The organism is Erwinia oleae, assembly GCF_000770305.1.
Lineage (GTDB): Bacteria > Pseudomonadota > Gammaproteobacteria > Enterobacterales > Enterobacteriaceae > Erwinia > Erwinia oleae.
The window spans coordinates 31,266-53,104 of sequence record NZ_JNVB01000017.1; the positions used below are offsets into that span (position 1 = coordinate 31,266).

At 56.0% G+C, this 21,839-nt stretch carries 17 protein-coding genes and 1 pseudogene; 9 read left to right on the forward strand and 9 right to left on the reverse strand.

The annotated features are described in order from the left end of the window. Positions 1 to 2: 2 nt before the first annotated feature. Positions 3 to 821: a DUF4225 domain-containing protein gene (locus GS12_RS07785; protein WP_034945615.1), complete on the reverse strand. Its 819-nt coding sequence runs from the start codon at positions 819 to 821 to the stop codon at positions 3 to 5. Positions 822 to 900: 79 nt separating this feature from the next. Here GS12_RS07785 and GS12_RS07790 point away from each other — a divergent pair, with 79 nt between their 5' ends. The 3 genes and pseudogenes from GS12_RS07790 to rimO all read left to right on the forward strand — a co-directional run bounded on the left by GS12_RS07790 (position 901) and on the right by rimO (position 3,756). Then, positions 901 to 1,380 carry an Hcp family type VI secretion system effector gene (locus tag GS12_RS07790; RefSeq protein WP_034913701.1) on the forward strand — a complete coding sequence of 160 codons (480 nt, stop codon included), beginning with the start codon at positions 901 to 903 and terminating at the stop codon, positions 1,378 to 1,380. Between the two features lie 137 nt (positions 1,381 to 1,517). Continuing rightward, a pseudogene (locus GS12_RS23260) lies at positions 1,518 to 2,204 on the forward strand (IS3 family transposase); the annotation flags it as partial. 226 nt (positions 2,205 to 2,430) lie between these two features. Further along, on the forward strand, positions 2,431 to 3,756 hold the full coding sequence (gene rimO, locus GS12_RS07805) for a 30S ribosomal protein S12 methylthiotransferase RimO (RefSeq protein WP_034945620.1): 1,326 nt from the start codon (positions 2,431 to 2,433) through the stop codon (positions 3,754 to 3,756). A 54-nt stretch (positions 3,757 to 3,810) separates the two neighbouring features. On the opposite strand, the gene GS12_RS07810 is transcribed toward rimO, so the two are convergent. The 6 genes from GS12_RS07810 to GS12_RS07835 all read right to left on the reverse strand — a co-directional run bounded on the left by GS12_RS07810 (position 3,811) and on the right by GS12_RS07835 (position 10,630). After that, entirely contained in the window at positions 3,811 to 4,260 is a 450-nt protein-coding gene (locus tag GS12_RS07810) for a DUF4385 domain-containing protein (protein ID WP_034913693.1), read from the reverse strand. An 84-nt stretch (positions 4,261 to 4,344) separates the two neighbouring features. Beyond that, the gene (gene gsiD, locus GS12_RS07815) at positions 4,345 to 5,250 is read right to left on the reverse strand and encodes a glutathione ABC transporter permease GsiD (protein WP_034945623.1); all 906 of its coding nucleotides are present in this window, start codon (positions 5,248 to 5,250) and stop codon (positions 4,345 to 4,347) included. Positions 5,251 to 5,259: 9 nt separating this feature from the next. After that, positions 5,260 to 6,180: a glutathione ABC transporter permease GsiC gene (gene gsiC / locus GS12_RS07820; RefSeq protein WP_034945626.1), complete on the reverse strand. Its 921-nt coding sequence runs from the start codon at positions 6,178 to 6,180 to the stop codon at positions 5,260 to 5,262. Between the two features lie 62 nt (positions 6,181 to 6,242). After that, entirely contained in the window at positions 6,243 to 7,778 is a 1,536-nt protein-coding gene (gene gsiB / locus GS12_RS07825) for a glutathione ABC transporter substrate-binding protein GsiB (RefSeq protein ID WP_034913687.1), read from the reverse strand. A 41-nt stretch (positions 7,779 to 7,819) separates the two neighbouring features. Beyond that, positions 7,820 to 9,652, reverse strand: a complete 1,833-nt coding sequence (gene gsiA / locus GS12_RS07830; protein ID WP_034945629.1) for a glutathione ABC transporter ATP-binding protein GsiA — start codon at positions 9,650 to 9,652, stop codon at positions 7,820 to 7,822. 15 nt (positions 9,653 to 9,667) lie between these two features. Next, entirely contained in the window at positions 9,668 to 10,630 is a 963-nt protein-coding gene (locus tag GS12_RS07835) for an isoaspartyl peptidase/L-asparaginase (RefSeq protein ID WP_034945632.1), read from the reverse strand. A gap of 245 nt (positions 10,631 to 10,875) precedes the next feature. Between GS12_RS07835 and moeA the strand changes: the two genes are divergently transcribed. The 3 genes from moeA to GS12_RS07850 are packed head-to-tail and all read left to right on the forward strand — an operon-like array spanning position 10,876 to position 14,410. Beyond that, complete coding sequence (moeA, locus tag GS12_RS07840) at positions 10,876 to 12,111, forward strand: molybdopterin molybdotransferase MoeA (RefSeq protein ID WP_034945636.1); 1,236 nt, start codon at positions 10,876 to 10,878, stop codon at positions 12,109 to 12,111. Next, positions 12,112 to 12,870 carry a molybdopterin-synthase adenylyltransferase MoeB gene (gene moeB, locus GS12_RS07845; RefSeq protein ID WP_034945639.1) on the forward strand — a complete coding sequence of 253 codons (759 nt, stop codon included), beginning with the start codon at positions 12,112 to 12,114 and terminating at the stop codon, positions 12,868 to 12,870. After that, positions 12,863 to 14,410 (forward strand): sensor domain-containing diguanylate cyclase, encoded by a 1,548-nt coding sequence (locus GS12_RS07850; RefSeq protein ID WP_052118390.1) that lies wholly within the window; start codon positions 12,863 to 12,865, stop codon positions 14,408 to 14,410. The genes moeB and GS12_RS07850 overlap by 8 nt, the downstream gene beginning before the upstream one ends. Positions 14,411 to 14,520: 110 nt before the next feature. Here the strand turns inward: GS12_RS07850 and GS12_RS07855 are convergent, their stop codons facing one another. Further along, on the reverse strand, positions 14,521 to 16,113 hold the full coding sequence (locus GS12_RS07855; RefSeq protein WP_034945642.1) for an ABC-F family ATPase: 1,593 nt from the start codon (positions 16,111 to 16,113) through the stop codon (positions 14,521 to 14,523). Positions 16,114 to 16,500: 387 nt separating this feature from the next. On the opposite strand from GS12_RS07855, the gene GS12_RS07860 reads away from it, so the two are divergent. From GS12_RS07860 to GS12_RS07870, 3 genes are read left to right on the forward strand one after another with little or no spacing between them, the layout of a single operon-like run. Beyond that, positions 16,501 to 18,192, forward strand: coding sequence for a solute:sodium symporter family transporter (locus GS12_RS07860; RefSeq protein ID WP_052118391.1), 1,692 nt, complete (start codon positions 16,501 to 16,503; stop codon positions 18,190 to 18,192). Continuing rightward, positions 18,189 to 19,703 (forward strand): sulfatase-like hydrolase/transferase, encoded by a 1,515-nt coding sequence (locus tag GS12_RS07865; protein ID WP_034945645.1) that lies wholly within the window; start codon positions 18,189 to 18,191, stop codon positions 19,701 to 19,703. Before GS12_RS07860 ends, GS12_RS07865 begins: the two co-directional genes overlap by 4 nt. Next, positions 19,678 to 20,301 (forward strand): Crp/Fnr family transcriptional regulator, encoded by a 624-nt coding sequence (locus GS12_RS07870; protein WP_052118392.1) that lies wholly within the window; start codon positions 19,678 to 19,680, stop codon positions 20,299 to 20,301. The genes GS12_RS07865 and GS12_RS07870 overlap by 26 nt, the downstream gene beginning before the upstream one ends. On the opposite strand, the gene GS12_RS07875 is transcribed toward GS12_RS07870, so the two are convergent. After that, on the reverse strand, positions 20,282 to 21,838 hold the full coding sequence (locus GS12_RS07875) for an efflux transporter outer membrane subunit (protein WP_034945648.1): 1,557 nt from the start codon (positions 21,836 to 21,838) through the stop codon (positions 20,282 to 20,284). The genes GS12_RS07870 and GS12_RS07875 overlap by 20 nt on opposite strands. Position 21,839 lies beyond the last annotated feature (1 nt).

Below are 21,839 nucleotides of genomic sequence, written 5' to 3' on the forward strand. Positions count from 1 at the left end.
AATTATTTGGGATCAGTATTCATATCTTTAATGTTAATGCCGATCTCTATTCCTTTCTTTGCCGCACCAGCTCCTTTTAGTGCGAGAGCTGGTTTACTCATTGCCTGAACTTTTCTGTAATAGTCTGATGGAAGATAGTTGAATAGCCTCCATGCCTCAGGTTTTAAAGTTAGCTTCAAAACCCCATAATACGATGTAGTAAAATCAACGGCTTGGTACGCCAATAATCCTAACCTTTTGTCGAAGCCCATGAATTCAGCCACGTCTTCATATGCATCTCTTGCAAAATTTGAAGGGTTAGTGCTACCTGCAATTTTCTGGATATTCTCTGTTAGCGAACCGAAGCCATTGAAGACGAGACTACCGCCTGCGACAACTCCGACTACGTTTCCGGTTGCTATGGATCCGGCTACTAAAGTAGCACCTGCCACCATTTGTAATCCGCCCACTACAACACCTATGCCATCTATTATATAACCGATGATTTTTTCATGATCATGGTAGAACTGAACTGAAGCAGACACTACAGCGTGACCTGAACGAAGCATCCTGTCTTGTATGGTTAGATATTCATACTCTTGTTTGAGATTCTTTATGCAAGCCTGGCACTCATTATCAGTACTGGCTGAGTAAATAGCATTAAGCTGAAGGGTGATGAATGATTGAATTTCATCCTTAAAATTCATCCTGAGCATTGCGTCCTGGATATGCAGCAATGATAGTGTATTAGCAATGCTATTAAGCTGATTTGCCTGGACCTGGAGGTTTGCCATTGTCTGATAGTAATTTGAAAATCTCCCTGGATTCGCGTAGTTGTCCATAACAGTCCCTTTATGTCATCATATGCTCAGTAATTTTATTTAAACAGATATCATTGAGTAATCAAAGGGAGTTTTGAATATGAGTACCGATCTTTACCTGAGAATTGATGGCATCAACGGTGAGTCACAGGATTCTAACCACAAGGGTTGGATCAACATCGACTCATTCTCTTGGGGTGCAAGCCAGGCTGCAAACATGAGTGTTGGTGGTGGTGGTGGAGCTGGCAAGGTTCAGTACCGGGATCTCACTGTACATGCGAACATCGACAAGGCAATTCCAGCAATCATGCGTTATCTCTCCAACGGTAAACACATAACTAAGGTTGAACTGGCCATATGCAAAGCCGGAGGAACTCAGATTGAGTATTGTCGTATTACCCTTGAGGATGTACTGATCATCGATGCTATGTTCAATGGTGCAAGCCAGCGTGACCTTGTTGGTATGATCTACCAATTCCAGGCTGCTAAGGTCAAGACCCAGTACTGGGAACAGTCTACAACTGGTGGCAGAGGTGCTGAAACTCAATCGAGCTGGAACATTAAAGAAAACCGCGAATAAGCTTAATAGGACGCGTTCTAAAAGGTTTAAAATAACTTTCAGAATCATATACTGAACCTTAATATTACAGACGCGTTAGAATGCGTCTGATTCCCAGCTTAACCCACAATCCTCGTTCTCTCTGTCCATCAGCTCCTTATCAGACGGGTTCGCGTCAGCAGTTCTGGCTCATCTGTGATGCTGCTGTCCGTAAGGCATTCACTGAGGCAAAACAGCGCTATGGTGCTCCGCGCCTTGCTAATGGGCTATCGGAGTACAACATCAAAACCATTGCCACCAGTTTGTGTCGTCAGGGACTGCGGGCGAAAGCCACCCGGAAGTTCAGCCCGGTGAGCTATCGGAAGCATGGCCTGACGGTATCAGAAAATCTGTTGAAACAGGACTTTTGTGCCGCCGCCCCAAACCAGAAGTGGGCAGGTGACATCATGTATCTGCGCACGGAAGAAGGCTGGCTGTATCTGGCGGTGGTCATTGACCTGTAGTCACGTGCTGTCATTGGCTGGTCGATGTCATCGTAGATGACATCACAACTTGCCTGCGATGCTTTGCAGATGGCGCTCTGGCGGCGTAAGCGCCCGAAAAATGTTATCGCTCACACCGATCACGGAGGACAGTACTGTTCAGCAAACTATCAGGCGCTGCTGAAGCGATATAATCTGCGCGGCAGCATGAGCGCAAAAAGTTGCTGTTACGATAATGCCTTCGCGGAAAGCTACTTTCACTCACTGATGGTGGAATGTATCTGCGGAGAACGCTTCAGCAGCCGAGAAATAATGCGAGGCACGGTATTTAATTATATTGGGTGCGATTACAATCGCTGGTGACGTCATAGTGCCTGCGGCGGACTCAGCCCGGAACAGTTTGAAAACCAGCCCCTCGCTCAGGATCGCTTCCACAATATGTGGGTAGGAACAGATCTCATCTGCCGTTCTCTGGTGGAACCTTGTTGCTGCCTATCACTTGACCAGCGTATATAGCTATACAATTTCGACTTAGACATCTGTAGAATTCCAGCCCTATCAATTATAAACATGATAAATTCTTAACCTTATGAGCAATGTAATACATACCCCTCGTGTAGGATTTATATCATTAGGCTGCCCTAAAAACCTGGTCGATTCTGAGCGGATCCTGACCGAACTTCGTACCGAAGGCTATGATGTGGTGCCACGTTACGACGATGCCGAAATCGTTATCGTTAACACCTGCGGTTTTATCGACAGCGCCGTGCAGGAGTCGCTTGAAGCCATTGGCGAAGCGCTGAACGAAAACGGCAAGGTAATCGTAACCGGCTGTCTGGGCGCGAAGGAAAACCAGATCCGCGAAGTGCATCCGAAAGTGCTGGAGATCACCGGCCCACACAGCTACGAGCAGGTGCTCTCACATGTGCATCGCTATGTACCAAAGCCGCAGCATAACCCCTTTACCAGCCTGGTGCCGGAACAGGGCGTGAAGCTGACGCCGCGTCATTATGCCTACCTGAAAATTTCAGAAGGCTGTAACCATCGCTGTACCTTCTGCATTATTCCTTCAATGCGAGGCGATCTCGACAGCCGCGCGGTGGGCGCGGTGCTGGACGAAGCGCGACGCCTGGTGGAAGCCGGTGTGAAAGAGCTGCTGGTGATTTCGCAGGACACGTCAGCCTACGGCGTGGATGTGAAGCACCGTACCGGGTTCTGGAACGGCCAGCCGGTGAAAACCAGCATGGTCAGCCTGTGCGAACAGCTGGCGAAGCTCGGCGTGTGGGTGCGCCTGCACTACGTTTATCCCTATCCACACGTGGACGACGTGATCCCACTGATGGCGGCAGGCAAGGTGTTGCCCTATCTGGATATTCCCCTTCAGCACGCCAGCCCGCGCATTTTAAAGCTGATGAAACGTCCAGGTGCCGTCGAACGCACGCTGGAACGCATCAAGCGCTGGCGCGAAATCTGCCCGGAACTGACGCTACGCTCGACGTTTATTGTCGGTTTTCCCGGCGAGACGGAAAACGATTTTCAGATGCTGCTCAACTTCCTGAAAGAGGCACGGCTGGATCGCGTCGGCTGCTTTAAATACAGTCCGGTTGAGGGCGCGACGGCCAACGATCTGCCGGATCCGATCCCGGAGTCGGTGAAGGAAGATCGCTTCAACCGCTTTATGCAGCTTCAGCAGGCTATTTCAACGGAACGTTTGCAGGAAAAAATCGGCCGCAACATTGCTGTCATCATTGATGAAGTGGATGAGGAAGGCGCGATTGGCCGGAGCATGGCCGATGCGCCGGAGATTGACGGTGCGGTTTACCTTAACGGCGAGACGAACCTCAAGCCAGGCGATATTATTCATGCGGTGGTGGACAACGCCGACGAATACGATCTCTGGGCGACAAGAATCTGAGGCAGGGTGTGGTTTTCTTTGTGCCAGGCGACTGGCGCTTAGCAGCCCTTCGCATCAGCCAAACGCCGCCTGATGCTTTTTCTTTCGCGCCAGGTAATCTGCATCCGCACGCAGCTTGTCCCACTCTGCTTTAAAAATTGCGGCGGCAGCGGCTTTTTCATCATTCAGCTCGCGCGGCAGCTCGTTGCGATCGGCATCATATTTCCGGCCGCCCTTGTGATTGGCATAACGACGCGCGCGGGTATATCCCATCTGAATAAACTTGCGCGCCATATCCATCCCCACAAAATCATCTTTCGCACGGTATTCCTCAAACAGCGTCATGATCGCCCGGGAGGAAACTTTCGCGATCTCAGCGGTCTTAAATCGCCAGTGCGGCAGAATTTCACTCTTATAAGGTTCAACCATCAGCACGCCCTGCTCGCCGCGTCCCACCTGATAGCGCTCAGGATGCTTGCGAAAATCGATTGTTTTGAAGTCCTGCTGATAATCAAATTCCTTCACCGTGCCCTCTCCTGAGTAAAACATTCAGTCTGGCACAAAATCGGCGAAGCCGCGCCCGCCGGAACCGGGCGCTGAAGGGAAAGGTCAGGTTTTCAGTTTCGGATCAAGCGCGTCGCGCAGGCCGTCACCAAGGAGATTGAAAGCCAGCACCGTGAGAAAAATCGCCAGGCTGGGGAAAATCGCCACGTGCGGCGCCATCACCATATCCGCGCGCGCCTCGTTCAGCATCGCGCCCCACTCCGGCGTGGGTGGCTGTGCGCCAAGTCCGAGAAAAGAGAGGCTCGCCGCCGTAATAATCGACGTGCCGATACGCATGGTGAAATAGACCACAATGGACGAGATGGTGCCGGGCAGAATGTGCCGCATTATAATCGTGAAGTCAGAGGCGCCAATACTGCGCGCCGACTCGATAAATGTCATCTGTTTCAACACCAGCGTATTGCCGCGCACCAGACGGGCAAAAGCGGGCACGCTGAATACCGCGACGGCGATGATCACATTCGACATGCCGGTGCCCATGATGGCTACAATCGCAATCGCCAGCAGGATACCGGGGAACGCGAACAGCACGTCGCTGATGCGCATGATGATGCGATCCCACCAGCCCTCATAATAGCCCGCCAGCAGACCAAGCGCGGTGCCGATAGCGGCACCGATTGCGACGGACACAAAGCCGGAAATCAGCGACAGCCGCGTGCCAAGCAGTACGCGACTGAAAATATCGCGTCCAAGCGAATCGACGCCAAACCAGTGCATAGCGGACGGCCCTTCGGTCAGGCGATCGTAATCAAAATAGTTTTCAGCATCGAACGGCGCAATCCAGGGCGCCAGCACCGCCACGACGATCAGCAGTAAGATGAACAGGCCCGCCATCAGCGCCACCGGCTGACGGCGAAAACGGCGCCAGAACTCCCGCCAGGGCGTGCGAACGCGATGCTGATTGATGGTTGGCATCGCGGCCTGTGCCGCGCTTCGTCGCCAGTTTTTCATCGCGTGTCCTTATTTGTAGCGAATCGCGGGGTTGATTGCGGCATACAGCATATCGACAATCAGGTTGATAAGAATGAATTCCAGCGAAAAAAGCAGCACTTCCGCCTGTACTACCGGGTAGTCGCGCATTTCTACCGAATCCACCAGCAGTCGTCCCAGCCCTGGCCAGTTGAAAACCACCTCGACCACGATGGAGCCGCCCAGCAGAAAACCGAACTGCAATCCCATCATGGTCACTACCGGGATCATCGCGTTGCGCAGGCCGTGCTTGACCACAACCCAGCTTTCGCGTACGCCTTTCGCCCGCGCCGTACGCATATAGTCTTCCTGCATAACCTCAACGAATGATGCGCGGGTAAAACGCGCCATCACCGCTGCAACGGCGGCGCCAAGCGTAATGGAGGGCAGAATATAGTGTTTCCAGCTGTCTGCGCCGACGGTGGGCAGCCAGCCCAGTTCGACGGAGAACACCTGCATCATCAACATGCCGAGCGCGAAAGCGGGAAACGAGATGCCCGACACCGCCAGCGTCATGCCGATCCGATCCGGCCAGCGATTGCGCCAGACCGCCGAAACTATCCCAATCGTCATACCAAAGATCACCGACCACACCATACTGCTGAGCGTCAGCCACAGCGTCGGTAAAAATCGCAGCGCGATCTCCTCTGAAACGGGGCGCTTTGACACCATCGACAGGCCGAAATCGCCTCTCACGGCATGGCTGATAAAATGCCAGAACTGCTGAAGCAGCGACTGATCCAGCCCCAACTGCTGACGAACCATCGCCACCACGGTAGCATCGGCTTCCGGTCCGGCCACCAGCCGCGCCGGGTCGCCAGGCAGCATATGCACGAACAGAAACACCAGCACCGCTACGATTAGCAGGGTCGGGATCAGCCCCAGTAAGCGTCTGAAAAAATAGTTAAGCATGCGTTATCCTGCGCATCGCGCGGCTGCGCCTCTCTCCGGAGCCGCAGCCGCAGCGGACGCTGTTACTTCAGTTCGGCTTCATCAAAGCTGAACGAGGTGTCAGGCATGACGTAGAAGCCCGTGAGGTTTTTCGTTTTCGCTGAAACCAGCTTTTCGACCACCAGCGGCGCCCAGGGTTGATCTTTCCAGATGCGCGACTGCGCGTCTTTATACAGCGAGGCTTTCTTCTCCCCGTCGGTGGTTTTCAGCGCGTCAGCCAGATCTTTATCCACCTGCGGATTGCTGTAGAACGCCGTGTTGAAGATGGTTGGCGGCCAGGACTGCGTATCAAAGAGCGGCGTCAGCGCCCAGTTCGCTTCGCCCGTCGACGCAGACCAGCCGGTATAGAACATACGCACGCCGCTCTCTTTCTGGCCCTTACCTTCCACTTCCGCCGCACGCTGGCCGGCATCCATCGCCGTGACTTTCACCTTAATGCCCACCTGAGCAAGCTGCTGCTGGGTGAACTGCAACACCTTTTGCGCCGTGCTGTGGTTATGTGAAGACCAGAGCGTGGTTTCGAAACCGTTTGGATAACCCGCCTCTTTCAGCAACTCGCGCGCCTTCGCCGGATTGTACTGCGGCGCCGCAAAGCTTTCTGAATACTGGATAGCCGGCGGCACGATGCCGGTGGCAGGCGTGGCGTAACCGGCGAAAGCCACCTTCACCAGCGCCTGACGGTTGATCGCGTAGTTGATCGCCTCGCGCACTTTAGGATTATCAAACGGCTTCTGCGTGACGTTGAAGCTGATATAGCGCTGCATAATCGACGGCGACGTGGTCAGATCCAGTTTGGCATTGCTCTCCAGACGCTTCGCCTGCTCATAAGGGATAGGGAACGCCAGGTTGGCTTCGCCGGTTTGCAGCATCGCGGCGCGCGTGTTGTTGTCCACAACCGGACGCCAGGTGATGGTATCCAGTTTCGGATAGCCTTTTTTCCAGTAGCCGGCAAACTTTTTCACCTTGACGAAATCGGTCTGATTCCAGTTCTCCAGTTCGTACGGCCCGGTTCCCACCGGATGAAAACCGATGTCCTTGCCGTACTTCTTCAGCGCAGTGGGCGAAATCATCGCTGCCGCCGGGCTTGCCAGGGTGTTAATAAAGGCGGAGAACGGCTGCTTAAGAGTGATTTTCACCGTTACGGGATCGACCACTTCGGTGGTGCCGATAGATTTAAACAGGTTATAGCGCTTCAGATGGCTGTCGGGATCGCTGGCGCGATCGAGGTTAACCTTGACCGCTTCGGCATTGAAGTCGCTGCCGTCCTGGAATTTAATGCCTGAACGCAGTTTGACGGTGTACGTTAATCCGTCCGGACTGGCCTGATAGCTCTCTGCCAGCACGTTAATTAACTTCATATCTTTATCAAAGCCAAACAGGCCCTGATAGAAAGATTTCGCTACCGCCTGCGACAGCGTGTCGTTGGCGTCGTAAGGATCGAGCGTGGTGAAATTGGACCCTACGGCGATCACCGCATCCTTTGCCGCCCACGCGGGTAGCGCCGCAATACTGCCCAGCAGGCCAGCGGTTAACAGCAACTTACGTTTTTGAATCATCATCTCGTCTTCCTCTTAATCCTTTGTCGATGTTGTGCTGCAAATCAGCCGCCGACTGCATGGCGGGCAACGTAGTGTCCTGCGCTCACTTCAATAAGCTGTGCCACCACCGGCTCATCGTCCAGGGCGCGGATCGGGCTGGGAATTTCATCAACCAGTAGCGCTCGTTCACGACGTCGATGAGCCGGGTCTGCCACCGGCACCGCCGACATCAGCTTGCGCGTGTAGGGATGCTGCGGATTTTCAAATACAGACTGGCGCGGGCCGATCTCAACAATCTGTCCCAGATACATCACCGCCACGCGGTGGCTGATCCGTTCCACCACCGCCATATCGTGAGAGATAAACAGAAAGGCAATGCCAAACTCGCGCTGGAGATCGAGCATCAGATTAACGATCTGCGCCTGAATGGAGACGTCCAGCGCGGAGACCGACTCGTCGGCGATCACCACCTTTGGATTAAGCGCCAGCGCGCGCGCAATACAGATGCGCTGCCGCTGACCGCCGGAAAATTCATGGGGATAGCGACGCGCGTGCTCCGGCAAAAGGCCAACGCGCTCCAGCAGCCAGGCCACGCGATCTTCCGCCGCCTGCCCTTTTGCGATGCCGTGCACCAGCAGCGGCTCCATAATTGAAAAGCCTACCGTCAGTCGCGGATCCAGCGAGGCGTAGGGGTCCTGAAAAATAAACTGAATATCACGCCGCAGATGTGAAAGCGCCGGGCCGGTCAGGGTATCAATTCGCTGGCCGTTAAAGGTAATGGTGCCGCCCTGGCTTTCAACCAGCCGCAGCAGCGAGCGTCCGGTGGTGGACTTGCCGCAGCCGGACTCTCCCACCAGCGCCAGCGTTTCGCCCGCGCGCAAATCAAAACTGACCTTCTCCACTGCGTGCACGCGCCGCGTCACGCGGTTCAGAATGCCGCTGCGAATATCGAAGCGGGTTACCAGATCGCGCACCTGTAGCACCGGTTCACCGTCAGCGACCACGGTATCCTGGGGCGTGTCATCATTATCATGCCCAATCAGCGGGAAATGCGCCGGCAGCGCTCTGCCGGTCATCGCCCCCAGTTTTGGCACGGCGGCCAGCAGCGCGCGCGTATAGTCGCGCTGCGGACGCTGAAAAATCTCGTCGACGCTGCCGGTTTCCATCACGTCGCCGCGATACATGACCTGCACACGATCGGCCATTTCCGCCACCACGCCCATATCGTGGGTGATAAAAATCACGCCCATCTGCATCTCTTTTTGCAGTACGCGGATCAGTTGCAGGATCTGCGCCTGGATGGTGACGTCAAGCGCCGTGGTTGGCTCATCGGCAATCAGCAGCGCCGGTCGGCAGGAGAGCGCCATGGCGATCATCACCCGCTGACGCATCCCGCCGGAAAGCTGGTGCGGGAAACGGGAAAGTACGTTTTTCGCTTCGGGAATACGCACCAGGTCGAGCATCCTTTCTGCTTCCTTCAGCGCGTCACGATGGCTTTTCGCCTGATGCAGGCGAATGGATTCAGCGATCTGCTCGCCCACCGGGAAAACCGGATTGAGCGAGGTCATCGGCTCCTGAAAAATCATCGCCATATCGGCGCCGCGGATGCCGCGCAGCTGCGACTGACGCAGCGTGGCAAGATCAATAAGCTCGCCGTTACGCCGACGCAGCCACATTTCGCCACTGTCGATAATGCCGCCGCCCTGCTCCACCAGACGCATCAGCGCCAGTGACGTCACCGATTTTCCTGAGCCGGATTCTCCGACGATAGCCAGCGTTTCGCCGCGCTTCACCTCCAGCGAAAGATTTTTTACCGCCTGAATCCTTTCGCCTTCCTGCTGAAAACTGACGCGCAGATTTTTGACCGAAAGTACCTGTTCCTCTGGTGACTGCATTATGCTCAAGCCTGTTTATTGTTGACGGTAGATGCCGACGTTTGGCGCGTCGCCCACGTAACCGTAGCCGCGATACATGCCTTCACTGTTAAAAGGCAGCGCGATATTGCCTTCGCGATCGATAGCAATCAGGCCGCCGCTGCCGCCGAAAGCGGGAATTTTTTCCATTACCACACGGTCGGTCGCCTCTTTTAATGACAGGCCTGCATACGCCATCAGCGCAGCGATGTCGTAGGCGGCCAGCGTACGCATAAAGACTTCACCGGTGCCGGTACAGGAGACGGCAACGTTTGCGTTGTTGGCATAGCAGCCCGCGCCGATGACGGGGGAATCCCCTACGCGTCCCACCTGTTTGTTAGTCATGCCGCCGGTTGAGGTGGCCGCCGCCAGGTTACCTTCAAGGTCGAGCGCCACCGCGCCGACGGTGCCGAATTTGCGATCCGGGTCGAGCGGATCGCCCGACGCCTGCGCGGCGCCATCGTGGTCGAGCAGCACCTGCTCAGACGCCAGAGCGCGTTCGAGCTGCTCACGGCGTTCATCGGTCGAGAAGAAGTCCGGCGCAACGCGTTCAAGGCCGCGTTCGGCCGCAAATTTTTCTGCGCCTTCGCCAATCAGCAGCACGTGCGGGCTGTGCGCCAGCACCTCACGCGCCGCCAGCACCGGGTTGCGAATGCGGCTGACGCCCGCGACGGCACCCGCTTCCAGCGTGCGGCCATCCATCACGCTGGCGTCAAGCTCATGCGTGCCAACATGCGTAAATACCGCGCCTTTGCCTGCGTTAAACAGCGGACACTCTTCAAGCAGCCGTACCGCCTCGGTGACCGCATCCAGCGCGCTGCGTCCTTCCGCCAGCATCGCCTGGCCGCGTGACACAATGTCTGACAGCGCCTGAATGTACGCCTGCTCTTTTTCCGCACTCATACTGGCGCGGGCGATGGCGCCCGCGCCGCCGTGGATGGCAATTGCTGCTTTGACCATAACGCCTCTGTCGTGACTGCCAAATCAGCATGAAAAACACTGAGTTAGGCTGCATTTATTTGGAATAAGTCGTTTTTGACTATAGGCAGCCTGTAAAGTGATGTAAAGCACAAAGGTTGCTGGCTGATAATAACGAAAAGTTATAACTCATGCCGGACGGGGCGTTTACGTGACCCTAAGGCAAATTGCCGTCATAATAAAAGCATCTGATTGATTAGCGCGCGTGCAGGCGCGCCGGAGAACGTATGGAACCCTTTACCACAGGACTGATTTCCCTGGATGACGCACTGGCCACGATGCTGGCTCAAATTACCCCGCTTACCGATGATGAAACGCTGTCGATTATCGATGCCGCAGGTCGCATAACCGCCGAAGAGGTGATTTCACCGATTGATGTGCCCTCTTTTGCTAACTCCGCCATGGATGGTTATGCCGTGCGGCTGGCAGATATACAGAATGAAAAACCGCTTTACGTAGCTGGCAAAGCGTTTGCCGGCGCGCCCTTTTCCGGCGAATGGCCCGCAGGAAGCTGTATCCGCATTATGACCGGCGCGCCGGTGCCGCCGGGTGCGGATGCGGTGGTGATGCAGGAGCAGACCGAACAGGACGGCGAGGCGATCCGCATTACCGCGCCGGTGGCGGCCGGGCAAAATATCCGTCTGCCGGGTGAAGATATTCGACGCGGCGCCCGCGTGCTGCGTGCTGGAACGCGCCTGGGCGCGGCGGAGCTTCCGCTGCTGGCCTCATTAGGCGTGGCTGAGGTAAATGTCATTCGCCGCCTGCGAATTGCGATATTTTCAACCGGCGACGAACTCCAGCCTGTCGGCCAGCCGCTGGGCGCAGGGCAGATTTACGACACCAACCGCTTTGCCGTCTCGCTGATGCTGCATAAGCTTGGCTGCGAGGTAATTGACCTTGGCATCATTCGTGACGATCCTGACGCGCTTCGCGCCGCATTTCAGCAGGCGGACAGCCAGGCCGACGTTACCCTCAGCAGCGGTGGCGTTTCTGTAGGCGAAGCGGATTACACCAAACAGATGCTGGAAAGTCTGGGGGAAGTCACCTTCTGGAAGCTGGCCATTAAACCCGGCAAGCCTTTCGCCTTTGGCCGCCTGAAAAATAGCTGGTTCTGCGGCCTGCCAGGTAATCCGGTTTCTGCGGCTCTCACCTTTTATCAACTGGTGCAGCCGCTGCTGGCGAAGCTCACCGGCCAGCAGTCGGCCGTACTGCCGCCACGCCAGCGCGTTAAGCTGACTGGCTCGCTGAAAAAAACGCCGGGGCGGCTCGATTTCCAGCGCGGTATCCTCAGCCGCAACGCGGAGGGCGAAATGGAAGTGCGCAGCACCGGCCCTCAGGGCTCCCACGTGTTCAGTTCGTTCAGCCAGGCCAACTGTTTTATCGTGCTGGAGCGCGAGCGCGGCAACGTTAACGCCGGCGAATGGGTTGAGGTTGAGCCTTTCAACACCCTGCTGGAGGGATAAATGCTGCCGGAACTGAGCGATGAAGAGACGCTGCGCTATAACCGCCAGATTGTGCTGCGGGGTTTCGATTTTGACGGGCAGGAACGGCTGAAAGCGTCGAAAGCGCTGGTGGTCGGCCTCGGCGGCCTCGGCTGCGCGGCGGCGCCCTACCTGGCGTCGGCCGGCATGGGTCATCTGACGCTGCTCGATTTTGACACGGTTTCCCTGTCCAACCTTCAGCGCCAGACGCTGCATACCGATGCGGACATCGGCATGCCTAAAGTGGCGTCGGCCAGCCACAGACTGCGCGCGCTCAACCCCCATCTCTCCCTCAGCAGCGTTAATGCACAGCTTAACGACGAAGCGATGGCGGAGCTGGTTAAGAAACACGACGTGGTGCTTGATTGCACTGACAACGTAGCCACACGCGAGCAGTTAAATCGGATCTGTTTCGCGCAGCGCGTTCCGCTGGTTTCCGGTGCCGCAATCCGTATGGAAGGACAGATTAACGTGTTCAGCTGGCAGGACAATGCGCCCTGCTATCGCTGCATCAGTCGGCTGTTCGGCGACGCCACCCTCAGCTGCGTCGAAGCGGGCGTGATGGCCCCGCTGGTGGGGGTGATTGGCGCGCTTCAGGCGATGGAAGCCATTCGGCTGCTGACGCACTACGGCGAGCGCGTCAGCGGTAAGCTGCTAATCTATGATGCAATGGCGCTTCAGTTTCGTGAGATGAAGGTAGCGAAAGACCCTGCCTGCGAGGTATGTGGTAAACATGAGTGAAGAGATACGGGCGCAGAACGACACCAGCATGCTTAATTTACGTAAAATGCTGCTGATCTTTTTATCGGTTATCTGCGTAGCCGTGGTGTTGGTGAATGGCTGGATAGTCAATAATACCTGGCAACGCATGCTTGACGATACGCAAAACAACGCACGTAATCTTTCGCAATCCGTGTCGCAGCAGTCGGAAGATTCATTTCTTCAGGTGGAGCTGGTGTTACAGGATCTGCGCGACCGCATTACGCTCATCGGGCTGGATGGTGAGCGGCAGGTTTATCTGCACGAGCTGCTCTCCACGCGTAAATCCTCTCTGCCGCAGCTGCACGGCCTGTTTGTTTACGATGCCAGCGGAAACTGGGTGGTAACCTCGGCGGCGGAGATGCCGAAACAACGTTTTAACAACAGCGATCGCGACTATTTCCGCTACCATATGACGCATACCGATCCGGGCATGCTGATCAGCAAGGTGATCCGCAGCCGCAGTACGGGTGAGCTGATTATTCCCTTATCAATGCGTCTGAATAACAGCGACGGCTCGTTTCGCGGCGTACTGCTGGCGACCATTCGCATTGATTATTTTCGGCAGATTTTTAGCTACTATACGCTGGGCGAACGCGGGCTGATGGCGCTGATCAGCGATAGAGGCAACCTTTTTTACGCCAGACCTTCCCCTGACGACACCATCAATCGCAACCTTTCCAGCAGCCCGCTGTTTACGCATCTGCTGAAACAATCCGCCAGCGGAACCGCGATTTATAAAGCGGCAATCGACGGCGTCGAGCGCGTGTTTGGCTACGCCAGCATGAAGCGGTATCCGCTGGTGGTGACGGTTGGTTATGGCAAGCAACAGCTGTTGCAGACGTGGCTGACCGGCGTACTGGTTTATATCGTCCTGTGCATCCTGCTTCTGCTTGCCATCGTTATGCTTGGCTACCTGCTGCTACGTAATCTGAGTAAAAGTATCCAGAATCAGCGCGAGCTGGCTGAAGTACGCGATCAGCTCACGCAGATGAACCACGCGCTACAAAACCTCGCGCTGGTTGACAGCCTTACCGGCCTGGCGAACCGACGGCAGTTTGATCTTTACCTCGACAGCAGCCTGGAAAAGTCGGAGAGCGCGCGATCTTCCGTGGCGCTGCTGATGATCGATGTCGACTCCTTTAAGCGCTTCAACGATACCTATGGGCATCTTGCTGGCGATGAGTGTCTGAAGCGGATCGCCAGCGCGTTACAGCAGGTTCCTCATCGTGCTGATGACCTGATTGCGCGCTACGGCGGCGAAGAATTTGCAGTGATTTTGCCCGACAGCGGTCGTAAAGGCGCCTTGCGCTATGCGCACGCGGCGGTTGACGCGGTGGCATTGATGAACATCCCTCACGAGAGCAGCGACGTGGCGGAGAAGATTGTGACCATCAGCGTGGGCGTGCATGCGCTGGAGGATGAAGCGACTAATACGTCGCGCGAGACGTTGATAAGCGAGGCGGATAAAGCGCTTTATCAGGCGAAAACCGGTGGCAAAAACCGCGTTGAGATGCTCTGAAACGGGGGTGAATAAGCTCACCCCACAAACTTATTTTTCCAGCGAGTAAAACAAAAAACAGCCCGTGGTCAAAAAAGCTAACAGGAAGCCGTCCGGCTTCCTGCTGGTTATCAAACGATGCCCTGACTGCGCAGGTAGTCTTCGTAATTGCCGGTAAAGTCGTTGAGCTTGCCCGGCGACATTTCAATCACCCTTGTTGCCAGCGAGCTGACGAACTCGCGGTCGTGCGAGACGAAGATCAGCGTACCTTCATACATTTCCAGCGCCATGTTGAGCGCCTCAATGGATTCCATATCCAGGTGATTGGTCGGTTCATCCATGATCAGCACGTTCGGTTTTTGCATCATCAGTTTGCCAAACAGCATGCGGCCTTTTTCGCCACCCGACAGCACTTTCGCCGGTTTTTTGATGTCGTCCTGGCTGAACAGCAACCGACCGAGAATGCTGCGCACCGCCTGCTCGTCGTCGCTCTCCTGCTTCCACTGGCTCATCCAGTCGAACACGGTCAGGTCGTCGGCAAAATCATGTGCGTGATCCTGCGCATAGTAACCGAGGCTGGCATTTTCAGACCACTTCACCGTGCCGTTATCAGCAGGCAGTTCGCCCACCAGCGTTTTCAACAGCGTGGTTTTCCCGATCCCGTTCGGCCCGAGGATCGCTAATTTTTCGCCCACTTCCAGCAGCAGATTGAGGTTTTTAAACAGCGGTCCCTGATCGAAGCCTTTGGTGACCGACTCCAGCTCCAGCGCGTTGCGGAACAGCTTTTTCCCCTGTTCGAAACGAATAAACGGGTTCTGACGACTGGACGCTTTCACCTCTTCCAGTTTGATTTTATCGATCTGTTTTGCGCGTGACGTCGCCTGACGCGATTTAGAGGCGTTTGCGCTGAAGCGACTGACAAAGGATTGCAGCTCGTTAATCTGCGCTTTTTTCTTCGCGTTATCGGACAGCAGACGTTCGCGCGCCTGGGTGGCTGCGGTCATGTATTCGTCGTAGTTGCCGGAGTACACGCGGAGTTCGCCGTAGTCCAGATCGGCCATATGCGTGCACACCATGTTCAGAAAATGACGGTCATGCGAAATAATGATCATGGTGCTGTTGCGTTCGTTCAGCACCTGCTCCAGCCAGCGAATCGTATCAATGTCCAGGTTGTTGGTCGGTTCATCGAGCAGCAGGATGTCCGGGTTGGAGAAGAGCGCCTGCGCCAGCAGAACACGCAGCTTCCAGCCGGGGGCGACTTCGCTCATCGGGCCGTAGTGCTGCTCCAGCGGAATACCGACGCCAAGCAGCAGTTCACCCGCGCGCGCTTCCGCCGTGTAGCCATCCATTTCGCCATAGAGCACTTCGAGATCGGCGACTTTATAGCCATCTTCTTCGCTCATTTCCGCCAGCGCATAGATGCGATCGCGTTCCTGCTTCACTTCCCACAGTTCGCCGTGGCCCATGATCACCGTATCGAGCACTGAGAACGCTTCAAAAGCGAACTGATCCTGACGTAGCTTACCGATACGCTCGTTGGGATCGAGGGAGACGTTACCGGCGGAGGGAACAAGATCGCCACCCAGAATTTTCATAAAGGTAGATTTGCCGCTGCCGTTGGCGCCGATCAGGCCGTAGCGATTTCCACCGCCAAATTTTACAGAGATGTTTTCGAACAGCGGCTTACTGCCAAACTGCATGGTGACGTTGCTGGAAACTAGCACAGGATTGCCTTTCGTTTGCGATGGGGGATGTGTGAACCAGCGCGCATTATGCCAAAAAAATACGGCGGGGAATACCTCATCGCGACAGCCTGAACGGCTGAAGAGACACCCATATTCTTATGGTTTTGTGAGTTAAGCCCATGTCGCTTATGACTATCGTCATAAAAACAGCTTCCTGAAAAGAGTACAACTTCCTTCACCGGCAACGGCGCAAACAGCCGGTCTCCCTGCGCAGTAACAACGACCCGACTTTTGGTTATAAAACAGGTCAACTCGATATTAGCCTTTCATAAATTGTTGTTAATAATGATGAAGTTAATTCTGTCTTCGTTTCAACAACGTAAAGGCAGGGAAAAATAGCGACTACTTTACCGGACGGATTACTCTATGAATACGCTGCATATTGCCTCGTTTTTCTTTTTCACCGTACTGGTTGGCGTGCTGACCTGGTGGAAAGTGAGAAAGGACGATGTCCGCTCTCAGCAAGGTTACTTTCTTGCAGGACGCTCGCTTAAAGCCCCCATTATTGCCGCCTCGCTAATGCTCACCAACCTTTCTACCGAACAGCTGGTCGGGCTGAGCGGACAGGCTTATAAGTTCGGCATGTCGGTAATGGCCTGGGAGGTGATGTCCGCTATTCCGCTGGTGCTGCTGGCGCTGATATTTTTGCCGCGTTACCTCAAACGCGGTATCGCCACCATTCCCGATTTCATTGAAGAGCGCTACGACCGCACCACGCGCCTGATCGTGGACTGCTGCTTTCTGATCGCCACCGGCATCTGCTTTCTTCCCATTGTGCTGTATTCCGGCTCGCTGGCGCTGAACAGCCTGTTTAATATCAGCGGTATAACCGGTCTGAGCCAGGCCGGCTCGCTGATCCTGATGGTGGCGATGCTGGGCTGTATCGGCTCCGCCTATGCCATTATCGGCGGGCTGCGGGCGATAGCCGTCGCGGACGTGATCAATGGCATCGGTCTGGTGACTGGCGGGCTGATGGTGCCCTGGTTTGGCCTGATGGCGATGGGCGGCGGCAGCTTTATCGCAGGCGTAAACAGGCTGGCAAGCGATCACGGCGAGAAGCTCAACTCAATCGGTGGCGCGCACGATCCCGTGCCGCTTGGCGCTGCGCTGACCGGCCTGATCCTCGTCAACACCTTTTACTGGTGTACTAATCAGGGCATTGTTCAGCGCACGCTGGCGTCGAAAAGCCTTGTCGAAGGGCAGAAAGGCGCTATTTATACTGCCGTGCTGAAGATGCTCGACCCGCTGATTCTGGTGCTGCCCGGCATTATCGCCTGGCATCTGTTTAAGAATCTGCCGAAGGCGGATATGGCCTATCCGGCGCTGGTGAATCAGGTTCTGCCCGATCCCTTAATCGGTTTCTTTGGCGCAGTGCTGTTCGGAGCCATTATCAGCGCCTTTACCGGCTTTCTGAACAGCGCCAGTACGCTGTTCAGCTATGGCATTTACAGCCGGGTGATCAACCAAAATGCAACGCAGGAACGGCAGGTCGCTGTCGGACGCTATTTTGCGCTGGCGCTGACCATCATGTCGATCGTGGTTGCGCCCACCATCGCCAACGCGCCGGAAGGCCTTTACAGCTGGATGAAACAGCTTAACGGCGTCTATAACGTGCCGCTGGTGACCATTGTATTAATGGGCTTCTTTTTTCCGCGCATTCCGGCGCTGGCTGCAAAGCTTGCCCTGTTTATGGGCATCGTGAGTTATGTCTGTATCAACTATCTCTTTGAATCGCATATCCACTTTCTCTATCTGCTGGCGATCACCTTCCTGCTGAACGTATTGATGATGCTGATCGTGGGCCGCCTGGCGCCGCGCGAAACGCCGTTTGAATTTAAAGACGCCTTCGCGGTTGATTTAACGCCCTGGAAAAATGTCAAAATCGCCTCGGTGGCAGTGGTGTCCGCCATGGTATTTGTCTATGCGTTTCTGGCCCGTTTCGGCGGATGGAACACCGCCTGGCTCTGCTGGCTGACCGGTGCCGTCGTTGTAGGTATCTGCCTGCGGCTGGCGTTTTTCGGCGGCAATCCCCCTTTAAAACAGGAGACCACCCGATGAAACAGCCCAATATCATTTTTATTATGACCGATACGCAGGCCTCGAATATGGTGGGCTGCTATACCGGTCTGCCGCTGGGAACCGACAATATTGACCGCCTGGCGGCGCGCGGGGCGAAATTTAACTCGGCCTACACCACGGCCCCGCTTTGTACGCCTGCCCGCGCCGGGTTGTTTACCGGCCTCTATTCTAATCAGAGCGGCCCCTGGACCAATAACCTCGCGCCGGGCAAAAATATGCGCACCATGGGCAGCTATTTCCACAATAGCGGCTGGAAAACCGGCTACATCGGTAAATGGCATCTGGACGGCCATGACTATTTCGGCACCGGCATTTGTCCGCCTGAATGGGACGAAAAGTACTGGTACGACGGCGCAAACTATCTTGCCGATCTGTCGGAAGATCAGATAAGCCTGTGGCGCAACGGCCTGAACAGTAAAGAGGAGCTGGAAGCGTACGCTATCGATGACGCCTTCACCTGGGGCTATCGCATCAGCGATCGCGCGATCGCTTTTCTGGATGAACGCCGTCAGCAGAACGACAGGCCGTTTCTGCTGGTACTCTCCTACGATGAACCGCATCACCCGTTTACCTGCCCACCGCGCTATCTCGACAGATACGCAGATTTTCATTATCCGCTGGGCGCGAAAGCGAAGGATGATTTGCAGGGCAAACCGATGCATCAGAGGCTGTGGGCCGAAGCGATGCCGTCGCCCGTGGCTGACGGCGAGAGCTATCACCATCCGCTCTACTTTGCCTGTAATGATTTTGTTGATGACCAGATTGGCCGCGTGCTGGATCACCTGACGCCCGATGAGTGGGATAACACCTGGGTGATTTATACCTCGGATCACGGTGAAATGATGGGTGCGCATCGCCTGATCAGCAAGGGTTCCGCCGGATATGACGATATTACGCGTATTCCTTTTATCATTCACGGCCCCGGCCTGATCGTACGCGAAATTGATACGCCAATAAGCCATATCGATCTGCTGCCGACGCTGCTGGAGATCGCCAACATTCCGCGCCCGCCTGCCCTGCATGGCGAAAGCCTGCTGCCGCTGCTCAAGGCAACGCAGACAGAGCAGCCGCGCGAAGTGATGGTGGAATTCAACCGTTATGAAATCGAGCATGACAGTTTTGGCGGCTTTATACCGATGCGCGCGTGGGTTTCTAATGAGCTGAAGCTGGTGATCAATCTGTTTGATGAAGACGAGCTGTATGACCGCAAGGCGGATCCCGATGAGATGAACAATGCGATCGACGATCCGCGCTACGCCGCGCGCCGCGATGCCCTTCATGATACGTTACTGGATTATATGGACAGGATCCGCGATCCGTTCCGTAGCTATCGCTGGGCGATGCGACCATGGCGGCCTGGCAGACACGCGCAATGGATGGGGGCATTCCGTCCGAAGCCGGACGATCTGGTCTCGCCGGTGGTGCGCGACTACGACACCGGCTTGCCAACCAAAGGGGTGAAGATTGAGGAAAAGAAACAAAAGTTCTGATGAAACGTCAGGCCCGGCGCTGTTTGCAGGCCTGACAGGCTCACCCCACGCCCTGTTGACCCGTCTGGAGGCGCTGCCTAAACAGACCCGTATCTATCCGCAGGAGGACGAAGCGTCCTCCTTTTACTATTTGCACAGCGGGCTGGTGGGCCTCTATCACATGCTGGAAAACGGCAAGGTCTGTCTGATTCGCCTCTTCTGCCCCGGCGAGTTTTTCGGCTACCGCAGCCTCTTTGGCGACAGCTATTATCACTGCTCTTCCCGCGTGCAGCTCACCGCCAGCGTCACGCGGATCACCCCATACGATCCTGACCGCTTTCTGAATCACTATTCCGCGCTGCACGCGTTTATGGTGTGCAGGCTGGCTGGCGATCTTGCCGAAGCAGAAAAACGAATGACGAGCATGGCTTACGATAAATCGCGACAGCGGGTGATGCGCGCCATCAGTACGCTGTATGAGCGCTGGCCTGGCTACGATTTTACCTGGCGGGAAATTGCGGAATACGCGGGCTGTGAAACGGAAACCGCTATCCGCCACAGCCGCGAGTTGAAAATGCAGGCCCTGCTTCCTGAAAATTTTAATCGGTCGCGGGAGTAACGCTCTCCGCCGGGCCGAATACCGAATAGTCCGGCAGCGTCACGTTCTGATAGGTTTCCCAACCGCCGCCCAGCGCTTTGTACAGCGCAACCAGATCCAGACTGCTCTGCACCCGCGCCGAGGCTGCCTGCTGCGTGGCCTGCGCCAGCTGACGCTGTGCATCCAGCGCGTCGATAAAAGTCGCCAGCCCTTTTCCATAGCTCTCATTCGCCAGGTTATACGCGTTTTGCAGCGAGGCCACCGTGCGATCCAGCCCTTCCACGCGCTGCTGATCGGTACGATAGCTGACCAGCGCATTTTCGACGTCCTGAAGCGCGGTCAGCACCGTCTGACGGTAGCCCAGCGCCGCGCTGGCCTGTTCGGCTCTGGCCATTTTCACGCTCGACACCAGCCTTCCGCCCTGGAAGATGGGGATCGAAATCGACGGTCCGAAACTGTAGAAGTGACTGCTCCAGTTATCCAGATAGCTGATGTCGGAGTTGCGCATGCCAAACTGGCCGGTCAGCGACAGATCCGGGAAAAGCTGCGCGACCGAAACGCCGATATTGGCCGTGGCGGCATGCAGCTGCGCTTCGGCGGCGCGAACGTCAGGACGGCGACGCGCCAGCGTCGAGGGCAGCCCGACCGGCACCGCTTTCGGCAGCGGCGGCAGCGCTTTTACTGCGCTCAGCTCGCCGTCCAGCGCGCCCGGCGGCTTGCCGATGAGCACCGCCAGGCCGTTCATCGCCTGACGGCTCTGCGCCTCGTACTGCGGAAGCTGCGCCTGAAGCGAACTGAGCTGCGCGCGTGCGTTCTCAACGTCCATCTGCGGCGCGAGGCCATTCTGCTGCTGGCTCTGCGTCAGCCCGACGGTTTGCTGCGCGATATCGATCTGCGTTTGCAGCGTGTTGACGATCGATTGCGCGCCGCGCAGTTGCAGATAAGTGCGGGCGACTTCCGCCTCCAGCGACACCAGCGCATCGTTACGGTTCTCAATCTGCTGCTGCTGCTGCGCGTTGGCCATTTCTACCTGACGACGCACTTTTCCCCACAGATCGATCTCCCACGAGGCATCAAACGAGCCCTGATAGTTGGTGATCGGCTGCGTCAGGCCGTTCAGCGCCGAGCGCAGGTTTGGATCAACCTGATCCACCTGATCATACACGCCGTTCGCCTCCAGAATGCCTTTCGCACCCAGCTGTTGACGCGTGACGCCGAGGTTGCCATTTACCGACGGAAACCACGCGCCGCGCGCCTGATTCACCTGCTGGCGGGAACTGGCAATACGCAACACCGCCTGCTGAAGGCTGAGGTTACCGGTGATGGCGCGATCGATCAGGCTGTCGAGTTGCGGATCGTTAAACGATTTCCACCAGTTTGGGCTGGTTTGCGCCGCCTGCGGCTTTGAGGCGCTGCCGGACCGCATATCGTTAAAAGACGACGGCGTGGTCGGCTGACGCGCCTGGTAATCCGGCCCGACAGAGCAGGCCGCCAGCGCTATCGAGGCGATCAACAGCGCGCCGGTGCGCGAACGCTTGAAGTTGATAAGAACGTTCATG

Coding starts and splice junctions, on each gene's coding strand:
- GS12_RS07785 (WP_034945615.1), bottom strand. CDS start 821: ATGGACAACTACGCGAATCCAGGGAGATTTTCAAATTACTATCAGACA.
- GS12_RS07790 (WP_034913701.1), top strand. CDS start 901: ATGAGTACCGATCTTTACCTGAGAATTGATGGCATCAACGGTGAGTCA.
- rimO (WP_034945620.1), top strand. CDS start 2,431: ATGAGCAATGTAATACATACCCCTCGTGTAGGATTTATATCATTAGGC.
- gsiD (WP_034945623.1), bottom strand. CDS start 5,250: ATGAAAAACTGGCGACGAAGCGCGGCACAGGCCGCGATGCCAACCATC.
- gsiC (WP_034945626.1), bottom strand. CDS start 6,180: ATGCTTAACTATTTTTTCAGACGCTTACTGGGGCTGATCCCGACCCTG.
- gsiB (WP_034913687.1), bottom strand. CDS start 7,778: ATGATGATTCAAAAACGTAAGTTGCTGTTAACCGCTGGCCTGCTGGGC.
- gsiA (WP_034945629.1), bottom strand. CDS start 9,652: ATGCAGTCACCAGAGGAACAGGTACTTTCGGTCAAAAATCTGCGCGTC.
- GS12_RS07835 (WP_034945632.1), bottom strand. CDS start 10,630: ATGGTCAAAGCAGCAATTGCCATCCACGGCGGCGCGGGCGCCATCGCC.
- moeA (WP_034945636.1), top strand. CDS start 10,876: ATGGAACCCTTTACCACAGGACTGATTTCCCTGGATGACGCACTGGCC.
- moeB (WP_034945639.1), top strand. CDS start 12,112: ATGCTGCCGGAACTGAGCGATGAAGAGACGCTGCGCTATAACCGCCAG.
- GS12_RS07850 (WP_052118390.1), top strand. CDS start 12,863: ATGAGTGAAGAGATACGGGCGCAGAACGACACCAGCATGCTTAATTTA.
- GS12_RS07860 (WP_052118391.1), top strand. CDS start 16,501: ATGAATACGCTGCATATTGCCTCGTTTTTCTTTTTCACCGTACTGGTT.
- GS12_RS07865 (WP_034945645.1), top strand. CDS start 18,189: ATGAAACAGCCCAATATCATTTTTATTATGACCGATACGCAGGCCTCG.
- GS12_RS07875 (WP_034945648.1), bottom strand. CDS start 21,838: ATGAACGTTCTTATCAACTTCAAGCGTTCGCGCACCGGCGCGCTGTTG.